Here is a 17,853-nt window from a genome sequence, read left to right on the forward strand (position 1 = left end):
GCCGATTACCCCACTTTCACCATGTGCGGTTGCGAGCTGCGCTCGGTAGGCAGGTGATCGAGGTCGCGGCTGACCAGCAGCAGGACTTCTGCCGACGCGTCGGATACCTGGGCTTTATAGCCGGCAATCGAACGGGCGAAGACGTTGTAGATCACCACCGCAGGAATTGCAGCAACCAGGCCCAGGGCGGTTGCCAGCAGGGCTTCGGCGATGCCCGGGGCAACGACGGCGAGGTTGGTGGTCTGGGTTTTGGCGATGCCGATAAAGCTGTTCATGATGCCCCACACGGTACCGAACAGACCGACGAACGGCGCGGTGGAACCGATGGTGGCGAGTACGCCGGTGCCGCTGCTCATGTTACGGCCGCAGGCTGCTACCAGTCGCTCCAGGCGGAACGCCACGCGCTCTTTGATGCCTTCCTTTTCACGGGTGTTGGCCGACAGGCGCATTTCTTCCAGTGCGTCATGCACTAAGGTATTGGCCAGGGTGCCCTTTTTGGTCGCGCTCTCGCTGGCTTCCTTGAGGGTAGTGGCCTTTTTCAGGTGGACGATTTCAGTACGCAGACGGCGCTTGGCACCCAGCAACTCGAAGCCTTTGGCGATCCAGATGGTCCACGTGATGATCGAAGCGATGGCCAGACCGATCATCACGGCCTTCACCACGACGTCTGCGTTCTGGTACATGCCCCACGGCGACAGGTCATGGGCCATGCCCAGGGTGTTGTCTTCTTCCAGCACGACGCCAGTTTCGTCAGTGGCGGCTGGGGCAGCAGCCTGGGCTGGATCGGTGGCGGCTGGAGCGGCCGGGGCAGCAGCGTTTTGCTCGACGGCCGCCGGCGTGGCTGGGGCGTTGGCATCAGCGAATGCGGCGGTCGGCGCCAGCAGCACGCTGAACAGCATCGCAGCAATCGCGCGCCAGGCGCGGGACGGGCTGTGAAGCTTGGTTGGCGAAGCGGGGGTGGTATTACGTGTCATGCTGGCCGGACCTGAGAAGAAAAAATGAGTGATCGTCCTACCAGACCCTAGGCGGCCGAGGACAAATGGGCGGTCATTATTGCAAGTAATTCTTGTTAACAAAAGTAATACAGTAACTTTATTTGTGCTTTTTCTGGCCGCTGGTCAGCCGAGAAGGCTAACCTAGACCTTTGAGAATGGAGTTTTGTGATGTCTGCACCTTCTGTTGTGATTGCCGGATGCGGCGATGTGGGTGGTCGCCTGGCTAGCCAATTGCTGGCCTCGGAATGGGAGGTTTATGGCCTGCGACGCGACATTTCGCGTTTGCCCAACGGCGTGATCGGCATTGCCGGCGACCTCTTCAACAAGGATTGCCCCGACACCTGGCCTATTGGCGGGGTGGATTACCTGGTGTATTGCGCTGCCGCGACGGATCACGATGAGGCCGGTTATCGCGCGGCCTACGTGCAAGGATTGCAGCATGTGTTGGAGTGGCTAAAAGATTACGGTCAGGAACCCAAGCATTTGTTGTTTGTATCCAGCAGTAGCGTATATGGGCAACTGAATGGCGAGTGGGTCGACGAAACCTCTGAAACCAAGGCGAAGGGCTATTCCGGGCAGGTCATGCTGGAGGCCGAACAGGTCGCACTCAATAGCGGCATTCCTGCGAGCATTGTGCGTCTGACCGGCATTTACGGTCCGGGCCGCGAGTGGCTTCTGACCCAGGTACGCCAGGGTTATCGCGTGGCGATCGATCCACCTTTATATGGCAACCGCATTCACGCGGACGACGCGGCGGGTTTGCTGGCCTTCTTGTTGCGCCATGTGGAGCAGGGTGGTTCGCTGGATAAAATCTATATCGGCGTCGACGATGCGCCGGCTCCCTTGGCCGAGGTGGTGGCCTGGTTGCGTGACTACCTGGGCGTAACGGAGTGGTCCGATGACGCCAGCGTGCGGCGTGCTGGTAGCAAGCAATGCAGCAATGCTCGCATCAAAGCGCTGGGTTGGGTGCCGACGTATCCGAGCTATCGAGAAGGGTATGCGGCCATTCTAAAAGGCTGAAGCCCCTCCCCACCGTTGGATCTGTGTTATTGCTGTTCTAGCAGCCATTGGCGCGGGCCGGGCGTGAACGTGGGTATTTCGTCGTTTTGCGCGCCGTTGATTGCCTGGAGGATTTCCATCTGCTTGCCCTTGCGCACGAAGATCCAGGTATTACCGACGTCTCCATTGGTCAGGAAAAGGGTGTTATTGCCTGCGCCTTGGGAGGCGCAGTCACCGTCCAGGCATAGTTCGTATCTGTCCGTTTTTGCAAGCCCTGAGACCTGGCCATCCGCGGTGAACGTTACAGTTTCACCTGTTCCTGGCCCCTCGATGATGCGCCATTTTCCACCCATGTAAGCTGCGTTCAGGGCCCTCCTGAAAGTGCTGCCCCACCTTTCTTCGGTTTTAGCGGTGTCGATAGGGCGGCTGAACACCTGTTCCTTCATATGCTCTTTGCCCAGTTGGATGAGCTGTTTGCCGTCGAGGCGCAGTGCGTCACTGCTATAGCCGCCATAGTCGACGGTCCAGGCGTCAGGGGATGTTTGCAACAGGTTGCCTTCGGCCATTTCGAAGCCGCTGCTCACCTGCGCCTTGCCGGCGTGGATATCGATATTCCATTCCAGATTTGAGCCCTGAGTGTTCAGCGATTGGCTCAACGCAGCGGCATCAAGGATTGTCTGGTTGATCCAGATGCCGCTGATATCCGTTTTCGGCGACGTATGGGTGCATCCGCCAAGCAGTAGCAGGCCGAAGGTAAGCAATGCGCGCATGGAGCCATCTCTGAGGGTAAGAAACCGTGGCGCAGGCTAAAGAAAAAGGAGCCTTTGGGCTCCTTTGTTCTGTATCACTATTTTTCCAGCAACCACTGACGTGGCCCAGGCGTAAACGAAGGCACCTCATCGGTCTGTGCAGTGTTGATCGCCTGGAAAATTTCCAGCTGTTTGCCTTTGCGGGCAAAAATCCATGGGTTACCCACGCCGTTGAGTTGCAGCCACATGCTGTCGTAGCCGCCGCTCATGGATGCGCAATCACCTGCCAGGCACAGTGAGTACCGATCGACGCCAGGTAAGCCGGCGACTTTGCCGTCAGACTGGAATTGCACCGTGGCCCCGCTGCCGAAGCCGTCGGTGATCTTCCAGTCGCCGCCCATATAGGCCGCATACAGCGCGCGTTCGAAGTTCGCGCCCAGTGGCGCGCCTTCCGGGGCTGGATCTTTGGCGCGAGCAAACAGCTGTTCGGGCTCATTGTCGTTCGCCACTTGCAGCAGTTGTTTGCCTTTGCGCTTGAGCTCAGTGGCGGAGCTGCCGTAGAAATCCACGCTCCAGGCGCCGGATTGCTCGCCGAGCAGCTTGCCTTCGGCAACCTCAAAACCGTTGTAGTAGCGCGCCTGCGCCGCCTTGGAGTTGACCTCCCACTCGAGGTTCGGGCCAAAGCTCTGCAGTGCTTCGCGCAAAGGGCCGCCTTTGGCTGCCGCATCGATGGCGACCTGGTTGATCCAGGTGCCGCTCACATCCAGGTCGGCCGGGTTGCTGGCGCAGCCGCCGAGCATCAGGGCGAGCAACGAAGTGGCTACAAGCGCTTTGCGCATCATGAAATCCTTTTAAAACGAAGTCGGCGCGGCCTGTGAGGGCTGCGCCGGGTGTTTTACTCGATGACCAGAATCGCGTCCATCTCAACCTGCGCGCCCTTTGGCAGAGCAGCAACGCCGATGGCGGCGCGGGCTGGGTAAGGCTGTTCGAAGTACTTGCCCATGATCTCGTTGACCTTGGCGAAATGGCTCAGGTCGGTAAGAAAGATGTTCAGCTTGACGATGTCCTTGAACGAACCGCCGGCAGCTTCGGCGACGGACTTGAGGTTCTCGAAAACTTGCACGGTCTGTGCTTCGAAGCCTTCCACCAGTTCCATGGTCTTCGGGTCCAGGGGGATCTGGCCGGACATGTAGACAGTGTTGCCCGCCTTGATTGCCTGGGAGTAAGTACCGATGGCGGCCGGGGCCTTGTCGCTGGTGATAACAGTCTTGGTCATGAATGACTCCTTGTAATGGGGCGATGACTTATCTGAACAGCTATGCGCGCATGCGGGTGATGCGGATCACGCCGGTCAAGGCACGCAGCTTCTTGATCACACGGGCCAGGTGCACGCGGTCGTGCACGCTGACCACCAGTTGGACAACGCTGATGCGACCATCGCGTTCGTCCATGCTGATTTTCTCGATATTGCCGTCGGCCGCGTTGACGCTGCTGGCCAGCAAGGCGATCAGGCCGCGCTGGTGTTCCAGCTCCACCCGCAGCTCAACGTTGAATTCGCCGGTGACATCCTTGGCCCACGAGAGCTGGATGCATTTTTCCGGGTTGTGGCGGATTTCGGTGATGTTGCGGCAGTTGTCCAGGTGCACGACCATGCCTTTGCCTGCGGACAGGTGGCCGACAATAGGGTCGCCCGGGATCGGCGTGCAGCACTTGGCGTAGCTGAGTACCAGGCCCTCGGTGCCGCGAATTGCCAGTGGGCCTTCGGGGCTTGGCAATTGCTCGCCTTCGCCAAGCAGGCGGCGGGCGACCACATAAGCCATGCGGTTGCCCAGGCCGATATCTTCCAGTAAGTCTTCGACGGTTTCCTGGCGATACTCGTGGAGCATCGCTTGCACACGCTCCTGCGGGATCTTATCCAGAGCGCTGTCGAAACCGTTGAGCACCTTGTTCAGTAGGCGTTCGCCGAGGCTGATGGACTCGGAGCGGCGCTGCAGTTTGAGGGCGTGACGGATGTGCGTACGCGCCTTGCCGGTGACCACGAAGTTGAGCCACGCCGGGTTCGGGCGTGCGCCAGGCGCGCTGACAATCTCCACGGTTGAGCCGCTTTGCAGCGGCTCGGACAGTGGAGCCAGGCGACGGTTGATCCGGCAGGCGATGCAGCTGTTGCCCACGTCGGTATGCACCGCGTAAGCGAAGTCGACCGCCGTGGAGCCTTTGGGCAGCTCCATGATCCGGCCTTTGGGTGTGAACACGTAGACCTCGTCCGGGAACAGGTCAATCTTCACGCTTTCAATGAATTCCAGGGAGTTGCCAGCACGTTGCTGCATTTCCAGCACGCCTTTGACCCATTGGCGGGCGCGGGCATGGGTTCCTTTTGGCTGCTCGTCGCCACTGGACTTGTACAGCCAGTGGGCGGCGATGCCGTTGTTGGCCATCTCTTCCATTTCGCGGGTGCGGATCTGGATTTCTATCGGCACGCCATGCATACCGAACAGCGTGGTATGCAGTGACTGATAGCCGTTGGCCTTGGGAATCGCGATGTAGTCTTTGAAGCGGCCCGGCAGGGGTTTGTACAAATTATGTACAGCGCCCAGCACGCGGTAACAGGTATCAACCTTGTCGACGATGATCCGGAACGCGTACACGTCCATTATCTCGTTGAAGGCCCGACGCTTGCCGCGCATCTTCTTGTAGATGCCGTAGATGTGCTTCTGCCGCCCGCTGACTTCGCCCTCGATTTCGTCGATCGCCAGGCAATGGCTTAGCGAGTCTTCGATCTTGTTGACGATTTCCTTGCGGTTGCCACGGGCACGCTTGACCGCTTGGTAGATGCGCGCCGAACGCATCGGGTGCATGGCCTTGAAGCCGAGGTCTTCGAACTCGATACGAATGGCGTGCATGCCCAGCCGGTTGGCGATGGGCGCATAGATTTCCAGGGTTTCCTTGGCGATGCGCCGACGTTTTTCGCCGGACAGCACTTCCAGCGTGCGCATGTTGTGCAGCCGGTCGGCCAGCTTGACCAAGATCACTCGGATGTCCCGGGCCATGGCCATGGCCATCTTCTGGAAGTTTTCCGCCTGGGCTTCAGCCTTGGTTTCGAAGTTCATCTGGGTCAGTTTGCTGACCCCGTCGACCAGTTCGGCCACGGTTTCGCCAAATTGCGCGCTGAGCGCTTCCTTGGCAATACCGGTGTCTTCGATCACGTCATGCAGCATCGCGGCCATCAGGCTCTGATGGTCCATGTGCATGTCGGCCAGGATATTCGCCACCGCAAGAGGATGGGTGACGTACGCCTCACCGCTTCGGCGGCGTTGGCCGTCGTGGGCTTGTTCGGCGTAGAAATACGCTCGGCGGACCAGGTTAACCTGGTCGGGGCCGAGGTAGGTCGATAAGCGATCGGCGAGGGCGTCTATGCTCGGCAAAGTGTGAACTCCTGCCGAAGGCTGTGACTCCGCGCCGTGCTACGTCGACCAGGCATAGGCTTAGACGGCCTCGTTGGACTCGTCCTCGAACGCTGCAAACAGCGGTTCGTCTTCAACGATCTCAGCGTTGGCGATGAACTCGTAGCTCATCAGGCCTTCAGCGATTTCACGCAGGGCTACAACGGTAGGTTTGTCGTTTTCCCACTGGACCAGGGGCTCTTTGCCGCCAGTGGCCAGTTGACGGGCACGCTTGGTAGAGAGCATGACCAGCTCAAAGCGGTTTGCCACGTGGTCTAGGCAGTCTTCAACGGTTACGCGGGCCATGATATTCCTCGGAGCGAATGCAAGATGCGCGCTGCCCGGTTGGGCGAGCGGACTGAGCAGTTTAAAAAATCACCAGCGTTTAGGGAAGCGCTGATTTTTCGCAGGCCCTCGCAAAACCGCTACAAGGGCCAATGTAAAGCCCTTACAGCCGTTTTGGGAAGACCCAATCAGCCAAGCAGTTCGGCCAGTAATTTGCCGAAACGCTGCTGTTGACGCTTTTGCTGGAGCTGATTCGTGCGAAAAATCGCCTTCAGGTCGTCCAGTGCGTGGGAAAAATCGTCGTTAATGATCAGGTAGTCGTAGTCGACGTAGTGACTCATTTCACTGACGGCTTCACGCATGCGGCCTTCGATGATCTCGTCACTGTCCTGACCACGATTGGTCAGGCGCTGATGCAAGGCTTCGAGCGACGGCGGCAGGATGAAGATCGAGCGTGCCTTGGGCATCAGCTGGCGAACTTGCTCGGCGCCCTGCCAGTCGATTTCCAGGATCAGGTCGTGGCCTTCGTCCAAGGTCTGCTGCAGATGGCTCTGCGAAGTGCCATAGAGGTTGCCGAACACTTCGGCACGCTCCAGGAAGTCGCCGTGCTCAATCATTTTGACGAACTCGGTACGCTCGACGAAGTGGTAGTGCACGCCGTTCACCTCGCCCGGGCGCATGGCACGGGTGGTGTGGGAGACCGAGATGCGAATCTGCTCGTCAGCGTCGGTCAGGGCCTTGACCAGGCTGCTCTTGCCCGCGCCCGAAGGGGCGGAAATGATGTAAAGGGTGCCGGTGCTGTGGGTCATGTAGGTTGCCTTACTCAATATTCTGTACTTGTTCGCGCATTTGCTCGATCAACACTTTGAGGTTGACGGCAGCCGTGGTGCTGCGCGGGTCAAATGCCTTGGAGCCGAGTGTATTGGCTTCGCGGTTGAGTTCCTGCATCAGGAAGTCCAGGCGCCGACCGGCGGCGCCGCCGGATTTGAGCACGCGACGCACTTCGAGGATGTGGGTGCTCAAGCGGTCCAGCTCTTCGGCGACGTCGCTCTTTTGGGCCAGCAGGACCATTTCCTGCTCCAGGCGCGTCGGGTCGAGGTCGGCCTTCATGTCGGTGAAGCGGTCGAGAACCTTCTGACGTTGGGTGGCGAGCATCTGCGGCACCAGCTCGCGCAAGATGACCACGTCTGCTTCGATCGAAGTCAGGCGCTCGTTGATCAGGCGTGCCAGTTCGGCACCTTCGCGTTCGCGGCCGGCCTTGAGCTCCTTCAAGCCCTGATTAAACAGGGCGAGGGCTTCGGCATTGAGGGCTTGCGGATCGGAGGCGTCGGCCACCAGCACGCCGGGCCAAGCCAGCACTTCCAGAGGGTTCAGCGCTGCGGGCTGCTTGATCAGGCCGGCGATGGTTTCGGCGGCAGCGACCAGTTGCGCGGCGCGCTCGCGGTCTACCTGCAGCGGCTTGCCGGTGGTTTCTTCGGTAAAGCGCAGGGTGCATTCCAGCTTGCCGCGGGAGATGCCCTGGCGCAGTGCCTCACGCACGGCGCCTTCGAGGTCGCGGAAGGATTCCGGCAGGCGCAGGTGCGGCTCCAGGTAGCGGCTGTTGACCGAGCGCAGTTCCCAGCTCAGGGTGCCTTGGGCGCCTGCTTTTTCGACGCGGGCGAAGGCGGTCATGCTGTGCACCATGGAGGTACCTCGCGATGCAGTCCCGCAAACACGGGCTGATGGGTAAATTGAAGCCGACAGGCTGCGAAGGCGCAGGATTGTAGCGCAGTGGGGCGAGTGCGCCCAAACAATGGGCGATAGGCTGACCATTCGTAACCAGATTTTTAGAAGTGCCCCGAATCGGCTCGCGGCTCTATAATGCTCGGCAGTTTTTCGTCCTCAGTACAGGTATCCCCTATGAAACGTCCAAGTGGTCGCGTTGCCGATCAGCTCCGCTCGATCCGCATCACCCGCAACTACACCAAACACGCCGAGGGATCTGTACTGGTCGAGTTTGGCGATACCAAGGTTATCTGCACCGTCAGCGTTGAAAATGGCGTGCCGCGTTTCCTTAAAGGCCAGGGCCAGGGTTGGTTGACCGCCGAATACGGCATGCTGCCGCGCGCCACCGGCGAACGTAACCAGCGTGAAGCCAGCCGTGGCAAGCAAGGCGGCCGCACCCTGGAAATCCAGCGCCTGATCGGTCGCTCCCTGCGTGCAGCCCTGGACATGTCCAAGCTGGGCGACGTGACCCTTTACGTCGACTGCGACGTGATCCAGGCCGATGGCGGCACCCGCACTGCATCCATCACTGGCGCGATGGTGGCCTTGGTCGACGCACTGAAAGTGATCAAGAAACGTGGCGGCCTGAAAGGCGGCGACCCGCTCAAGCAAATGATTGCCGCTGTATCGGTGGGTATGTACCAGGGCGAGCCTGTGCTGGACCTGGACTATCTGGAAGATTCGGCTGCCGAGACTGACCTGAACGTCGTGATGACCAGCACCGGTGGTTTCATCGAAGTGCAGGGCACCGCTGAAGGCGCGCCATTCCAGCCGGCCGAGCTGAACGCCATGCTGGCCCTAGCCCAGAAAGGCATGACCGAGATCTTCGAACTGCAGAACGCCGCACTGGCTGACTAAGCTGACTTCAAGGAGAAGCGCCATGAGTGACAGTCAATTGCCGGTTCCGGCACCGACCAAGGAAGTTCGCCAATGGGCGATGTTGTGTCACTTCGCGGCGTTTCTGGGGTTGGTATTCCCCTTTGGTAGCCTGTTGGGGCCGTTGATCGTGTGGCAGATCAAGAAGGATATGGACCCGCTTATCGATGATCAGGGCAAGGAAGCCCTGAATTTCCAGATCACAGTGGCCATCGCCTGGCTGGTCTGCATGGTGCTGGGGTTTGTGGTGATCGGCTTTGTGTTGATGCTGGTGCTCGTGGTTGCGGCGCTGGTGCTGACGATCATTGGCGGCGTTAAAGCCAACAACGGCACAGCCTACCGATACCCATGGACCTGGCGTTTGGTCAAATAGTGATCGCCCACAAAAAAACCGACAGCGATGTCGGTTTTTTTGTGCCTGGAGAAAGACCTTAGATGGTCAGTGTCCAGTCGTAGTCCACGATCAGCGGCGCGTGCTGCGAGAAACGCGGCTGGCGCGGCAAACGTGCACTGCGTACGAACCGGCGCAGACCTGGGGTCAGCAACTGGTAGTCGAAGCGCCAGCCCAGGTTGAGCATTTCAGCCTGTTCATTGTCTGGCCACCAGCTGTACTGGTCGCCTTCGCGGCTGACTTCACGAAGGGCATCCACATAGCCCATGTTGCCGACAATCTCGTCCATCCAGGCCCGTTCCGGCGCCAGGAAACCTGGGGATTGCTGGCTGTCGCGCCAGTTCTTGATATCCAGCTTTTGTTGCGCCACGTACAGCGAGCCACAGTAAATGTACTCGCGACGTTTACGCCGCTGTTTATCCAGATAACGGGCGAAATCGTCCATTAGCTTGAACTTCTGGTTCAAGTCTTCATCGCCGTTCTGCCCCGAAGGAAGCAGCAAGGTCGCGATGCTGACCTTGTCGAAATCGGCTTGCAGGTAGCGCCCGTAGCGGTCGGCTGTCTCGAAGCCGAGGCCGCTGATGACCGCCTTGGGTTGCAACCGCGAGTACAAAGCCACGCCACCTTGGGTGGGCACTTCGGCATCGCAGGCATAAAGGAAGTAGCCATCCAGTTGGAAGGCTGGGTCGTCCAGTTCAAAGGCGGAGGCGCGGGTGTCCTGCAGGCAGATGACGTCGGCATTCTGAGCTTGCAGCCAACTGAGCAAACCACGCTCGACTGCAGCCTGAATACCATTAACGTTCACACTGATGATCCGCATAAATGGCCCCAAAAATCGCGTGCGTGTATGATACACGCCGTCTACCTAATTAGCTAAATCCGTGGTATCTGAGGCTTTTTTCATGCAGGCGTATCAACGCGATTTCATTCGTTTTGCCATCGATCGCGGGGTTTTGCGCTTCGGTGAGTTCACCCTCAAGTCCGGGCGCACCAGTCCGTACTTCTTCAATGCGGGCTTGTTCAACTCGGGTTCGGCCCTGGCTCAGTTGGGGCGTTTCTACGCGGCAGCCATTGTTGAAAGCGGTATTTCCTTCGACGTGCTGTTTGGCCCGGCCTACAAGGGTATCCCCCTGGCAGCTGCAACAGCCGTGGCCCTGGCGGAACACCATGGGCGCGATCTGCCATGGTGCTTCAACCGCAAGGAAGCCAAGGCTCATGGCGAAGGCGGCAGCCTGGTGGGCGCGCCGCTGACCGGCGACGTGCTGATCATTGACGACGTAATCACCGCCGGCACCGCCATCCGTGAAGTGATGCAGATTATCGCTTCCCAAGACGGCGCCAAGGCTGCTGGCGTGCTGATCGCGCTGAACCGCCAGGAGCGCGGCAACGGTGAGTTGTCGGCGATCCAGGAAGTGGAGCGTGATTTCGGTATTCCGGTGGTAAGCATCGTTTCGTTGAACCAGGTGTTGCAGTTCCTGGAAGATGATCCGCAGCTCAAGCAGCACTTGCCGGCAGTTAAGGCGTATCGCGAGCAGTTCGGCGTTCAGTAATCGCCGAACCATAAAAAAGCCCCGCTCAACCAAGTTGAGCGGGGCTTTTTGTTTTTAGCGTTTTAAGGGCGCTTGCGGTTGCTGATCAGCGTACCCACACCTGTATCGGTAAAGATTTCCAGCAGGATTGCATTCGGTACACGGCCATCAAGGATCAGCGAGCTGCCAACGCCGCCTTGCACTGCTTCCAGCGCGCAACGGATCTTCGGCAGCATGCCGCCGTAGATGGTGCCGTCGGCGATCAGTTCGTCCACCTGTTGGGTGGTCAAGCCGGTCAGCACCTTGCCTTCCTTGTCCATCAGGCCGGCGATGTTGGTCAGCAGCATCAGCTTTTCAGCCTTCAGCGCCTCGGCGACCTTGCCGGCGACCAGGTCAGCGTTGATGTTGTAGGACTCACCGTTCGCACCCACGCCGATCGGCGCGATCACCGGGATGAAGTCACCCTTGACCAGCAGGTTCAGCAGGTCGGTGTTGATGCCGATCACTTCGCCTACCTGGCCGATATCGATGATTTCCGGCTGGGTCATTTCCGGCGTCTGACGGGTAACGGTCAGTTTTTTCGCGCGGATCAGCTCGGCGTCCTTGCCGGTCAGGCCGATGGCGCTGCCGCCGTGGCGGTTGATCAGGTTGACGATGTCTTTGTTCACCTGGCCGCCGAGGACCATCTCCACCACGTCCATGGTCTGCGCGTCAGTGACACGCATGCCATCGATGAAGTGACTCTCGATCGACAAGCGCTTGAGCAGGTCGCCGATCTGCGGGCCGCCACCGTGCACCACCACAGGGTTGATCCCCACGGCTTTCATCAACACGATGTCGCGGGCAAAGCCGGTTTTCAGCTCTTCGCTTTCCATGGCATTGCCGCCGTACTTGATCACCAGCGTCTTGCCGACGTAGCGTCGAATGTAAGGCAACGCTTCGGACAGGACCTTGGCGGTGTTGGCAGCGGCTTCGCGTTCGAGGGTCATTCAGGGCTCCGGTAAAAAATCAGAACGGTAATTGGAGATCAGGGGCAACACGTTTCAACTGGGCGTGGAACACGTCCTTGATGCGCTGCAACTCAGCCTCGGTATCCGCCTCGAAACGCAGCACCAGCACCGGCGTGGTGTTGGACGCGCGAACCAGGCCCCAGCCTTTGGCGTAATCGACTCGCACACCATCAATGGTGGTCAGGTTGGCGCCTTCGCCCCATTGCGCGTCGTGCAGTGCGTCAATGATGCTGAATTTGCTCTCCTCGGTCACATGGATATTGATCTCTGGCGTAGAAATATCATTCGGGAAGGTCTGAAACAGCTCTTCGGCAGTGGATTTTTCCTTGCTGAGGATCTCCAGCAGACGAGCGGCGCTGTAGATACCGTCGTCAAAACCGAACCAGCGCTCTTTGAAGAACACGTGACCGCTCATTTCACCGGCCAACAGCGCGCCGGTTTCCTTCATTTTCTTTTTGATCAACGAGTGACCGGTCTTCCACATTAGCGGGCGGCCGCCGTATTCCTTGATCAGCGGCGTGAGGCGGCGGGTGCACTTCACGTCGAAGATGATTTCTGCGTTGGGATTGCGCGCCACTACGTCACGTGCGAACAGCATCAGCAGGCGGTCGGGGAATACGATCTCGCCGGTCTCGGTCACCACACCTACGCGGTCACCGTCACCGTCGAAGGCCAGGCCGACATCGGCGCCGGTTTCCTTGACCTTGGCGATCAGGTCCACCAGATTTTCTGGCTTGCCTGGATCCGGGTGGTGGTTGGGGAAGTTGCCGTCAACCTCGCAGAACAACGGGATTACTTCGCAGTTCAAGGCTTCGAGCAGTTGCGGCGCGATCACACCGGCCGCGCCGTTGCCGCAGTCCACTACCACTTTGAGGCGGCGGGCGAGCTTGACGTCGCGGGTGATTTCGTCGGAGTAGCGCTGCAGGATGTCGACTTTGGTGATGCTGCCTTTGCCTCTGGTCAGGTCGTTGGTTTTCAGGCGGGTATGCAAGGCCTGGATCTGTTCGTTAGCCAGGGTGTCGCCAGCGATGACGATCTTGAAACCGTTGTAATCCGATGGGTTATGGCTGCCAGTGAGCATCACCCCGGACTTGCCGGCCAGGACGTTGGCGGCGTAGTACAGAGCTGGCGTTGGTACCAGGCCGACGTCGCTGACATGGCAGCCGGCGTCGGCCAGGCCTTGGATCAGTTGCTCCACCAGCTCCGGGCCGGACAAACGACCGTCACGGCCTACCGATACGTTGGGCTCACCCTGAGCCAGGCTCTGGGCGCCGATGGCGCGGCCGATCCAGTAGGCCGTTTCGGCAGTCAGGGTCTTGGGCACCACGCCACGGATGTCATAGGCGCGAAAGATGCTGTCGGGGAATGTCGGGGCTACTCGGGCTGCGGTACTCATCGCGGGGGGAAACTCCATCTGAAGGGGGCAAGGCTGGCCTTAAAGTGGCTGACCGGCAGGCTCAAACTGAAGGGTATGACGGTGTTTTCGGCAGAGAGTTCGTGGTGCAAAAATGCCATCGGCGTTTGGAAGTCAGGCTTATTTCTGCGTAATACGTTGATTTAGCTAGGGAAATCTCGCTGATAAATTCCGCGCATTCTTCATCCTGAAAAGCCATGCGGTGGCGTCTGGCCGGGCAAAAGCACCCGGCCACGTTCAGCTTAGTCAGAGACTGCCTGAATGCCCAAAGCCGCCTGCACCACGTTGGGTTTCGTCGAATTCCTGCACCAGTTCGAAGTGCGCCTGTACCACCGGCACAAGAACAAGCTGGGCAATGCGCTCGCCGACCACGATGTTGAATGCGGTTTGGCCGCGGTTCCAGCACGACACCATCAACTCGCCTTGGTAGTCCGAGTCGATCAGGCCTACCAGGTTGCCCAGCACGATGCCGTGTTTGTGGCCCAGGCCGGAGCGCGGCAGGATCAGCGCAGCCAGACCAGGGTCGCCCACGTAGATCGACAGGCCGGTAGGGATCAGGACGGTCTGTCCCGGCTCAAGCAGGGTGTCTTGCTTGAGCATGGCACGCAGGTCCAGGCCGGCAGAGCCTGGGGTGGCGTAGGCCGGCAGTGGGAATTCGGTGCCGATGCGTGGGTCGAGGATCTTGGCTTGCAAAGCGTGCATGGAAATTAAACCTGGTTCAGCCGTTGGGCGATAAAAGAGATCAGTTGGCGGGCAATCTTGCCCTTGCTGGTCTGGGCGAAAAGTGTCGCGTGCAGGTCGCGGTCAATCACGCTGCAGGCGTTTTCCTCGCTGTTGAAGCCGATGCTCGGGTTGGCGACATCATTGGCAACGATCAGGTCGAGGTTTTTGTCTTTCAATTTGCGTGCGGCGTAGTCCAGCAGATGCTCGGTCTCGGCGGCGAAGCCGACGCTGAACGGGCGGTCAGGACGTGTGGCGATGGTGGCCAGGATGTCCGGGTTGCGCACCATTTGCAGGAGCAGGCCGTCGCCGCTTGTAGGGTCTTTCTTGAGCTTTTGCGGGGCGACGACTTCCGGGCGGTAGTCCGCAACCGCTGCCGAGGCGATAAAAAGGTCGCAGGGAATAGCCGCTTCGCAGGCCGCGAGCATGTCTCGGGCGCTGACTACATCGATTCGCGTGACGCGATCAGGGGTCGGTAGATGTACCGGTCCGGTGATCAGCGTGACGCGGGCGCCTGCCTCGACCGCGGCTTCTGCCAGCGCAAAGCCCATTTTTCCTGAGCTATGGTTGGTGATGTAACGCACCGGGTCGATGTTTTCCTGGGTCGGGCCGGCGGTGATCAACACGTGCTTGCCGGTCAGGGCCAAGTGCTGGAAGCACTCGGCGGCACACAGGGCCAGGTCGGTGGCTTCGAGCATGCGGCCCATGCCCACGTCGCCACATGCCTGGCTGCCCGATGCCGGGCCGAACACCTTGAGGCCACGGCTTTGCAGGAGTTGGGTATTGGCCTGAGTGGCCGGATCGCGCCACATGGCCTGGTTCATCGCGGGGGCAATGGCAACGGTGGCGTCGGTGGCCAGTACCAAGGTAGTCAGCAGGTCATCGGCGATACCTTGGGCCAGGCGGGCGATCAGGTCGGCAGTGGCCGGGGCGATCAGCACCAGGTCGGCCCATTTGGCCAGTTCGATGTGGCCCATGGCGGCTTCGGCCGCCGGGTCCAGCAGGTCCAGATGAACCGGGTGGCCGGACAGGGCCTGCATGGTCAGGGGTGTGATGAACTCGCTCCCGCCACGGGTCATGACCACGCGCACTTCGGCCCCTTGGTCCAGGAGCCTGCGAACCAACTCTGCGCTCTTGTAGGCGGCAATGCCGCCGCCGACGCCGAGAACGATGCGTTTCCGATACAGACGCTGCATTGGTTTGCCTTTCCAGTTCAGTGAAGCCAGTTCAGTGGTGCGTGCGATCTCCCCTCCCCAGGTGAAATCGCACGCAAAAAAGAGGGCCTACGATAACACAGCGTCTGCCCCGCAACAGCGGCGCACATGTACAGGGAGGTGGGATGAGTATTCGTGATTGGCCGGCGGCAGAGCGGCCCAGGGAGAAGCTTTTGGCGTGGGGCGCGGCGAGTCTGTCGGATGCTGAACTGCTGGCAATCTTCCTGCGCACCGGTGTCGCAGGTCGGAGCGCGGTGGACCTGGCGCGCCATCTGCTGGCGCAATTTGGCGGCTTACGCCCGCTGCTGGAAGCAAGCCAGGCGCTGTTCAATCAGCAACTGGGCTTGGGGCCGGCGAAGTTTGCCCAGTTGCAGGCGGTACTAGAGATGTCCCGGCGGCATATGGCCGAACAGTTGCGCAATGAATCGGCACTGGAAAGTCCGGAAGTCGTGCGGGGATACCTCAAGGCGCTGTTGCGTCATGAGCCCCACGAGATCTTTGGCTGCCTGTTTCTCGATTCAAAGCATCGGGTGTTGGGCTTCGAGGCGTTATCCCAGGGCACCATCGACGCTGCTGTGGTGTACCCCCGGCAAGTGGTCAAGCGCGCGTTGGCTTACAACGCGGCGGCGTTGATCCTTTGTCATAACCATCCTTCGGGAAGCGTGGAGCCGAGTGCAGCTGATCGAAAATTGACCAAAGTCCTGCAAAAAGCGCTGGAGATGGTGGATGTGCGGGTGCTGGATCACATCATCGTGGGAGATGGTGATCCGTTATCGATGGCGGAATACGGATGGATGTAACCCCACCCTTTCAGGTGGGGTTACGGTTCAGGGCTTGACGCTGACCTTCGAGAAATCCTGGCGCCCGAACGGACTTACTTGATAGCCGTCGACACTCTTGCGCGCGAGGGCGAACGCCGTCGGATGCGCCAGTGGCAGCCACAGCGCCTGCTGCTGGATTTGCGCCTGGGCCTGTTGATACAGCTTGCTGCGCACCCCTTGCTCGCTGGTGGTTTTGCCTGCACTGATCAGTTTGTCCAGCGCCGGGTCGCAGTAGCGAGCGAAGTTGGTGCCTGACTTCACTGCTGCGCAGGAAAACTGCGGGGTCAGGAAGTTATCCGGGTCACCGTTGTCGCCGGCCCAGCCCATGAACAGCAGGTCATGCTCGCCGGCTTTGGCGCGGCGAATCAGTTCGCCCCATTCGATCACTCGGATCTCGGCCTGGATGCCGACTTTGGCCAGGTCGGCTTGCAGCAATTGCGCGCCGAGGTTTGGGTTAGGGTTCAGCAGGCTGCCAGTGGGACGTGTCCAGATGGTGGTCTTGAAGCCGTCCTTGAGCCCGGCGCGATTCAGCAGGGCCTTGGCCTTGGCGAGGTCCTGTGGATAACCCGGCAAGTCCTTGGCGTAGCTCCAGGTGTTGGGCGGATAAGGGCCGTTGGCGGCTTCGGCGGTGCCTTCAAATACGGCTTTGAGGTAGCTGGCCTTATCGAAGGCCAGATTGATCGCTTGACGTACTTCGGGTTTATCCAGGGGAGGGTGCTGGCTGTTGATCGCCACGAATGCAGTCATGAATGCAGCGGTCTTTTCCACCTTGAGGGCTGGGTCTTTCTCTGCCTCGCCTACATCCAGGGGCTTGGGCGACAGGGCGATCTGGCACTCATCGCGGTGCAGCTTCTGCAGGCGCACGTTGGCATCCGGCGTGATGGCGAAGATCAAGTTATCCACAGCCGGTTTGCCGCCGAAGTAGTCCGGGTTGGCTTTGTAACGAACCACAGCGTCTTTCTGGAAACGGCTGAAAATGAACGGGCCGGTACCAATCGGTTGGCTGTTGAGTTTCTCCGGCGTGCCAGCCTTGAGCAATTTGTCGGCGTATTCGGCCGGGTAAATCGAGGCGAAGCCCATGCTCAGGGCTGCGAGGAAGGTGGAGTCGGCATGATCCAGAGTGAAGCGCACCGTCAGCGGGTCGAGGGCATCGATCTTCTTGACCAGTGTTGGCAGTTGCAGAGACTGGGCGTGAGGGAAGCCGCTTTGGGCGATCTTGTGCCACGGGTTGGCCGGGTCGAGCATGCGTTCAAAGCTGAAGCGCACGTCTTCGGCGGTCAGGCTGCGGCTTGGGGTGAAATACTCGGTGCGGTGGAACTTCACATCCGGGTGCAGCTTGAAGGTGTAGGTCAGGCCGTCCGGCGACACTTCCCAGCTGTCCGCCAGACTTGGCACCAGCTTGCCGCTGGCGGCATCGAAGTCCACCAGGCGGTTCATCAGTACGTCGGCGGAGGCGTTGGTGGTGGTCAGCGAGTTGTATTGCACCACATCAAACCCTTCAGGGCTGGCCTCGGTGCACACGCTCAGGTTGGTGGCGGCAGAGGCCAGCGGCGCGATAAAGAGAGGGGCAAGCAACAGCGGTAGGGCAGCGAGGCGCATATTCGGTTTCCTTTGCAGATCGAAGGCCCATCTGCGAGTGCAGTCTG

The 17,853-nt window shown here is 59.8% G+C and carries 18 protein-coding genes and 1 pseudogene; 5 read left to right on the forward strand and 14 right to left on the reverse strand.

Features of this window, described 5'->3' with window-relative positions; all coding sequences use genetic code 11:
• Positions 1-5: 5 nt before the first annotated feature.
• A complete protein-coding gene (gene exbB, locus ACVWXD_RS25595) occupies positions 6-974 on the reverse strand; it encodes a tonB-system energizer ExbB (protein WP_032884415.1) in 969 nt (322 codons plus the stop codon).
• Positions 975-1,163: 189 nt separating this feature from the next.
• Between exbB and ACVWXD_RS25600 the strand changes: the two genes are divergently transcribed.
• Entirely contained in the window at positions 1,164-2,015 is an 852-nt protein-coding gene (locus ACVWXD_RS25600) for an SDR family oxidoreductase (RefSeq protein ID WP_122822538.1), read from the forward strand.
• A gap of 26 nt (positions 2,016-2,041) precedes the next feature.
• Here ACVWXD_RS25600 and ACVWXD_RS25605 read toward each other — a convergent pair whose 3' ends face one another.
• The 7 genes from ACVWXD_RS25605 to ACVWXD_RS25635 form a co-directional block, all read right to left on the reverse strand.
• Positions 2,042-2,764: a hypothetical protein gene (locus tag ACVWXD_RS25605; RefSeq protein ID WP_181643012.1), complete on the reverse strand. Its 723-nt coding sequence runs from the start codon at positions 2,762-2,764 to the stop codon at positions 2,042-2,044.
• Between the two features lie 77 nt (positions 2,765-2,841).
• A complete protein-coding gene (locus ACVWXD_RS25610; protein WP_099601755.1) occupies positions 2,842-3,582 on the reverse strand; it encodes a hypothetical protein in 741 nt (246 codons plus the stop codon).
• Between the two features lie 56 nt (positions 3,583-3,638).
• Positions 3,639-4,019, reverse strand: coding sequence for a RidA family protein (locus ACVWXD_RS25615; protein WP_003176922.1), 381 nt, complete (start codon positions 4,017-4,019; stop codon positions 3,639-3,641).
• A 40-nt stretch (positions 4,020-4,059) separates the two neighbouring features.
• The gene (gene spoT, locus ACVWXD_RS25620) at positions 4,060-6,165 is read right to left on the reverse strand and encodes a bifunctional GTP diphosphokinase/guanosine-3',5'-bis pyrophosphate 3'-pyrophosphohydrolase (RefSeq protein ID WP_457371463.1); all 2,106 of its coding nucleotides are present in this window, start codon (positions 6,163-6,165) and stop codon (positions 4,060-4,062) included.
• Positions 6,166-6,225: 60 nt separating this feature from the next.
• Positions 6,226-6,489, reverse strand: coding sequence for a DNA-directed RNA polymerase subunit omega (rpoZ, locus tag ACVWXD_RS25625; protein ID WP_017735757.1), 264 nt, complete (start codon positions 6,487-6,489; stop codon positions 6,226-6,228).
• Between the two features lie 167 nt (positions 6,490-6,656).
• The gene (gene gmk / locus ACVWXD_RS25630) at positions 6,657-7,277 is read right to left on the reverse strand and encodes a guanylate kinase (protein ID WP_032884410.1); all 621 of its coding nucleotides are present in this window, start codon (positions 7,275-7,277) and stop codon (positions 6,657-6,659) included.
• Between the two features lie 10 nt (positions 7,278-7,287).
• Positions 7,288-8,151: a YicC/YloC family endoribonuclease gene (locus tag ACVWXD_RS25635; RefSeq protein ID WP_095185208.1), complete on the reverse strand. Its 864-nt coding sequence runs from the start codon at positions 8,149-8,151 to the stop codon at positions 7,288-7,290.
• A gap of 216 nt (positions 8,152-8,367) precedes the next feature.
• Here ACVWXD_RS25635 and rph point away from each other — a divergent pair, with 216 nt between their 5' ends.
• Both rph and ACVWXD_RS25645 read left to right on the forward strand, forming a co-directional pair.
• Positions 8,368-9,090 (forward strand): ribonuclease PH, encoded by a 723-nt coding sequence (gene rph, locus ACVWXD_RS25640; RefSeq protein ID WP_017735760.1) that lies wholly within the window; start codon positions 8,368-8,370, stop codon positions 9,088-9,090.
• A 22-nt stretch (positions 9,091-9,112) separates the two neighbouring features.
• The gene (locus ACVWXD_RS25645) at positions 9,113-9,481 is read left to right on the forward strand and encodes a DUF4870 domain-containing protein (RefSeq protein WP_032884406.1); all 369 of its coding nucleotides are present in this window, start codon (positions 9,113-9,115) and stop codon (positions 9,479-9,481) included.
• 58 nt (positions 9,482-9,539) lie between these two features.
• Here ACVWXD_RS25645 and ACVWXD_RS25650 read toward each other — a convergent pair whose 3' ends face one another.
• A complete protein-coding gene (locus tag ACVWXD_RS25650; RefSeq protein ID WP_003195493.1) occupies positions 9,540-10,319 on the reverse strand; it encodes an exodeoxyribonuclease III in 780 nt (259 codons plus the stop codon).
• 82 nt (positions 10,320-10,401) lie between these two features.
• Here ACVWXD_RS25650 and pyrE point away from each other — a divergent pair, with 82 nt between their 5' ends.
• Positions 10,402-11,049, forward strand: coding sequence for an orotate phosphoribosyltransferase (pyrE, locus tag ACVWXD_RS25655; protein WP_027608288.1), 648 nt, complete (start codon positions 10,402-10,404; stop codon positions 11,047-11,049).
• A 62-nt stretch (positions 11,050-11,111) separates the two neighbouring features.
• Here the strand turns inward: pyrE and argB are convergent, their stop codons facing one another.
• The 4 genes and pseudogenes from argB to coaBC form a co-directional block, all read right to left on the reverse strand.
• The gene (argB, locus tag ACVWXD_RS25660; protein ID WP_017735763.1) at positions 11,112-12,017 is read right to left on the reverse strand and encodes an acetylglutamate kinase; all 906 of its coding nucleotides are present in this window, start codon (positions 12,015-12,017) and stop codon (positions 11,112-11,114) included.
• Positions 12,018-12,036: 19 nt separating this feature from the next.
• Positions 12,037-13,458, reverse strand: a pseudogene (locus ACVWXD_RS25665) (phosphomannomutase/phosphoglucomutase); the annotation flags it as partial.
• A gap of 240 nt (positions 13,459-13,698) precedes the next feature.
• Positions 13,699-14,154 (reverse strand): dUTP diphosphatase, encoded by a 456-nt coding sequence (gene dut / locus ACVWXD_RS25670; RefSeq protein ID WP_032884403.1) that lies wholly within the window; start codon positions 14,152-14,154, stop codon positions 13,699-13,701.
• Positions 14,155-14,159: 5 nt separating this feature from the next.
• Positions 14,160-15,368, reverse strand: coding sequence for a bifunctional phosphopantothenoylcysteine decarboxylase/phosphopantothenate--cysteine ligase CoaBC (coaBC, locus tag ACVWXD_RS25675; RefSeq protein ID WP_016970585.1), 1,209 nt, complete (start codon positions 15,366-15,368; stop codon positions 14,160-14,162).
• A 143-nt stretch (positions 15,369-15,511) separates the two neighbouring features.
• On the opposite strand from coaBC, the gene radC reads away from it, so the two are divergent.
• Positions 15,512-16,186, forward strand: a complete 675-nt coding sequence (gene radC, locus ACVWXD_RS25680; protein WP_457371464.1) for a RadC family protein — start codon at positions 15,512-15,514, stop codon at positions 16,184-16,186.
• Positions 16,187-16,213: 27 nt separating this feature from the next.
• On the opposite strand, the gene ACVWXD_RS25685 is transcribed toward radC, so the two are convergent.
• Positions 16,214-17,806, reverse strand: a complete 1,593-nt coding sequence (locus tag ACVWXD_RS25685; RefSeq protein ID WP_032884399.1) for an ABC transporter substrate-binding protein — start codon at positions 17,804-17,806, stop codon at positions 16,214-16,216.
• Positions 17,807-17,853 lie beyond the last annotated feature (47 nt).

Source organism: Pseudomonas sp. TE3911, assembly GCF_054062775.1.

Coding starts and splice junctions, on each gene's coding strand:
- rph (WP_017735760.1), top strand. CDS start 8,368: ATGAAACGTCCAAGTGGTCGCGTTGCCGATCAGCTCCGCTCGATCCGC.
- dut (WP_032884403.1), bottom strand. CDS start 14,154: ATGCACGCTTTGCAAGCCAAGATCCTCGACCCACGCATCGGCACCGAA.
- ACVWXD_RS25615 (WP_003176922.1), bottom strand. CDS start 4,019: ATGACCAAGACTGTTATCACCAGCGACAAGGCCCCGGCCGCCATCGGT.
- ACVWXD_RS25650 (WP_003195493.1), bottom strand. CDS start 10,319: ATGCGGATCATCAGTGTGAACGTTAATGGTATTCAGGCTGCAGTCGAG.
- ACVWXD_RS25645 (WP_032884406.1), top strand. CDS start 9,113: ATGAGTGACAGTCAATTGCCGGTTCCGGCACCGACCAAGGAAGTTCGC.
- ACVWXD_RS25685 (WP_032884399.1), bottom strand. CDS start 17,806: ATGCGCCTCGCTGCCCTACCGCTGTTGCTTGCCCCTCTCTTTATCGCG.
- ACVWXD_RS25635 (WP_095185208.1), bottom strand. CDS start 8,151: ATGGTGCACAGCATGACCGCCTTCGCCCGCGTCGAAAAAGCAGGCGCC.
- exbB (WP_032884415.1), bottom strand. CDS start 974: ATGACACGTAATACCACCCCCGCTTCGCCAACCAAGCTTCACAGCCCG.
- rpoZ (WP_017735757.1), bottom strand. CDS start 6,489: ATGGCCCGCGTAACCGTTGAAGACTGCCTAGACCACGTGGCAAACCGC.
- argB (WP_017735763.1), bottom strand. CDS start 12,017: ATGACCCTCGAACGCGAAGCCGCTGCCAACACCGCCAAGGTCCTGTCC.
- coaBC (WP_016970585.1), bottom strand. CDS start 15,368: ATGCAGCGTCTGTATCGGAAACGCATCGTTCTCGGCGTCGGCGGCGGC.
- pyrE (WP_027608288.1), top strand. CDS start 10,402: ATGCAGGCGTATCAACGCGATTTCATTCGTTTTGCCATCGATCGCGGG.
- gmk (WP_032884410.1), bottom strand. CDS start 7,277: ATGACCCACAGCACCGGCACCCTTTACATCATTTCCGCCCCTTCGGGC.
- ACVWXD_RS25605 (WP_181643012.1), bottom strand. CDS start 2,764: ATGCGCGCATTGCTTACCTTCGGCCTGCTACTGCTTGGCGGATGCACC.
- ACVWXD_RS25610 (WP_099601755.1), bottom strand. CDS start 3,582: ATGCGCAAAGCGCTTGTAGCCACTTCGTTGCTCGCCCTGATGCTCGGC.
- radC (WP_457371464.1), top strand. CDS start 15,512: ATGAGTATTCGTGATTGGCCGGCGGCAGAGCGGCCCAGGGAGAAGCTT.
- ACVWXD_RS25600 (WP_122822538.1), top strand. CDS start 1,164: ATGTCTGCACCTTCTGTTGTGATTGCCGGATGCGGCGATGTGGGTGGT.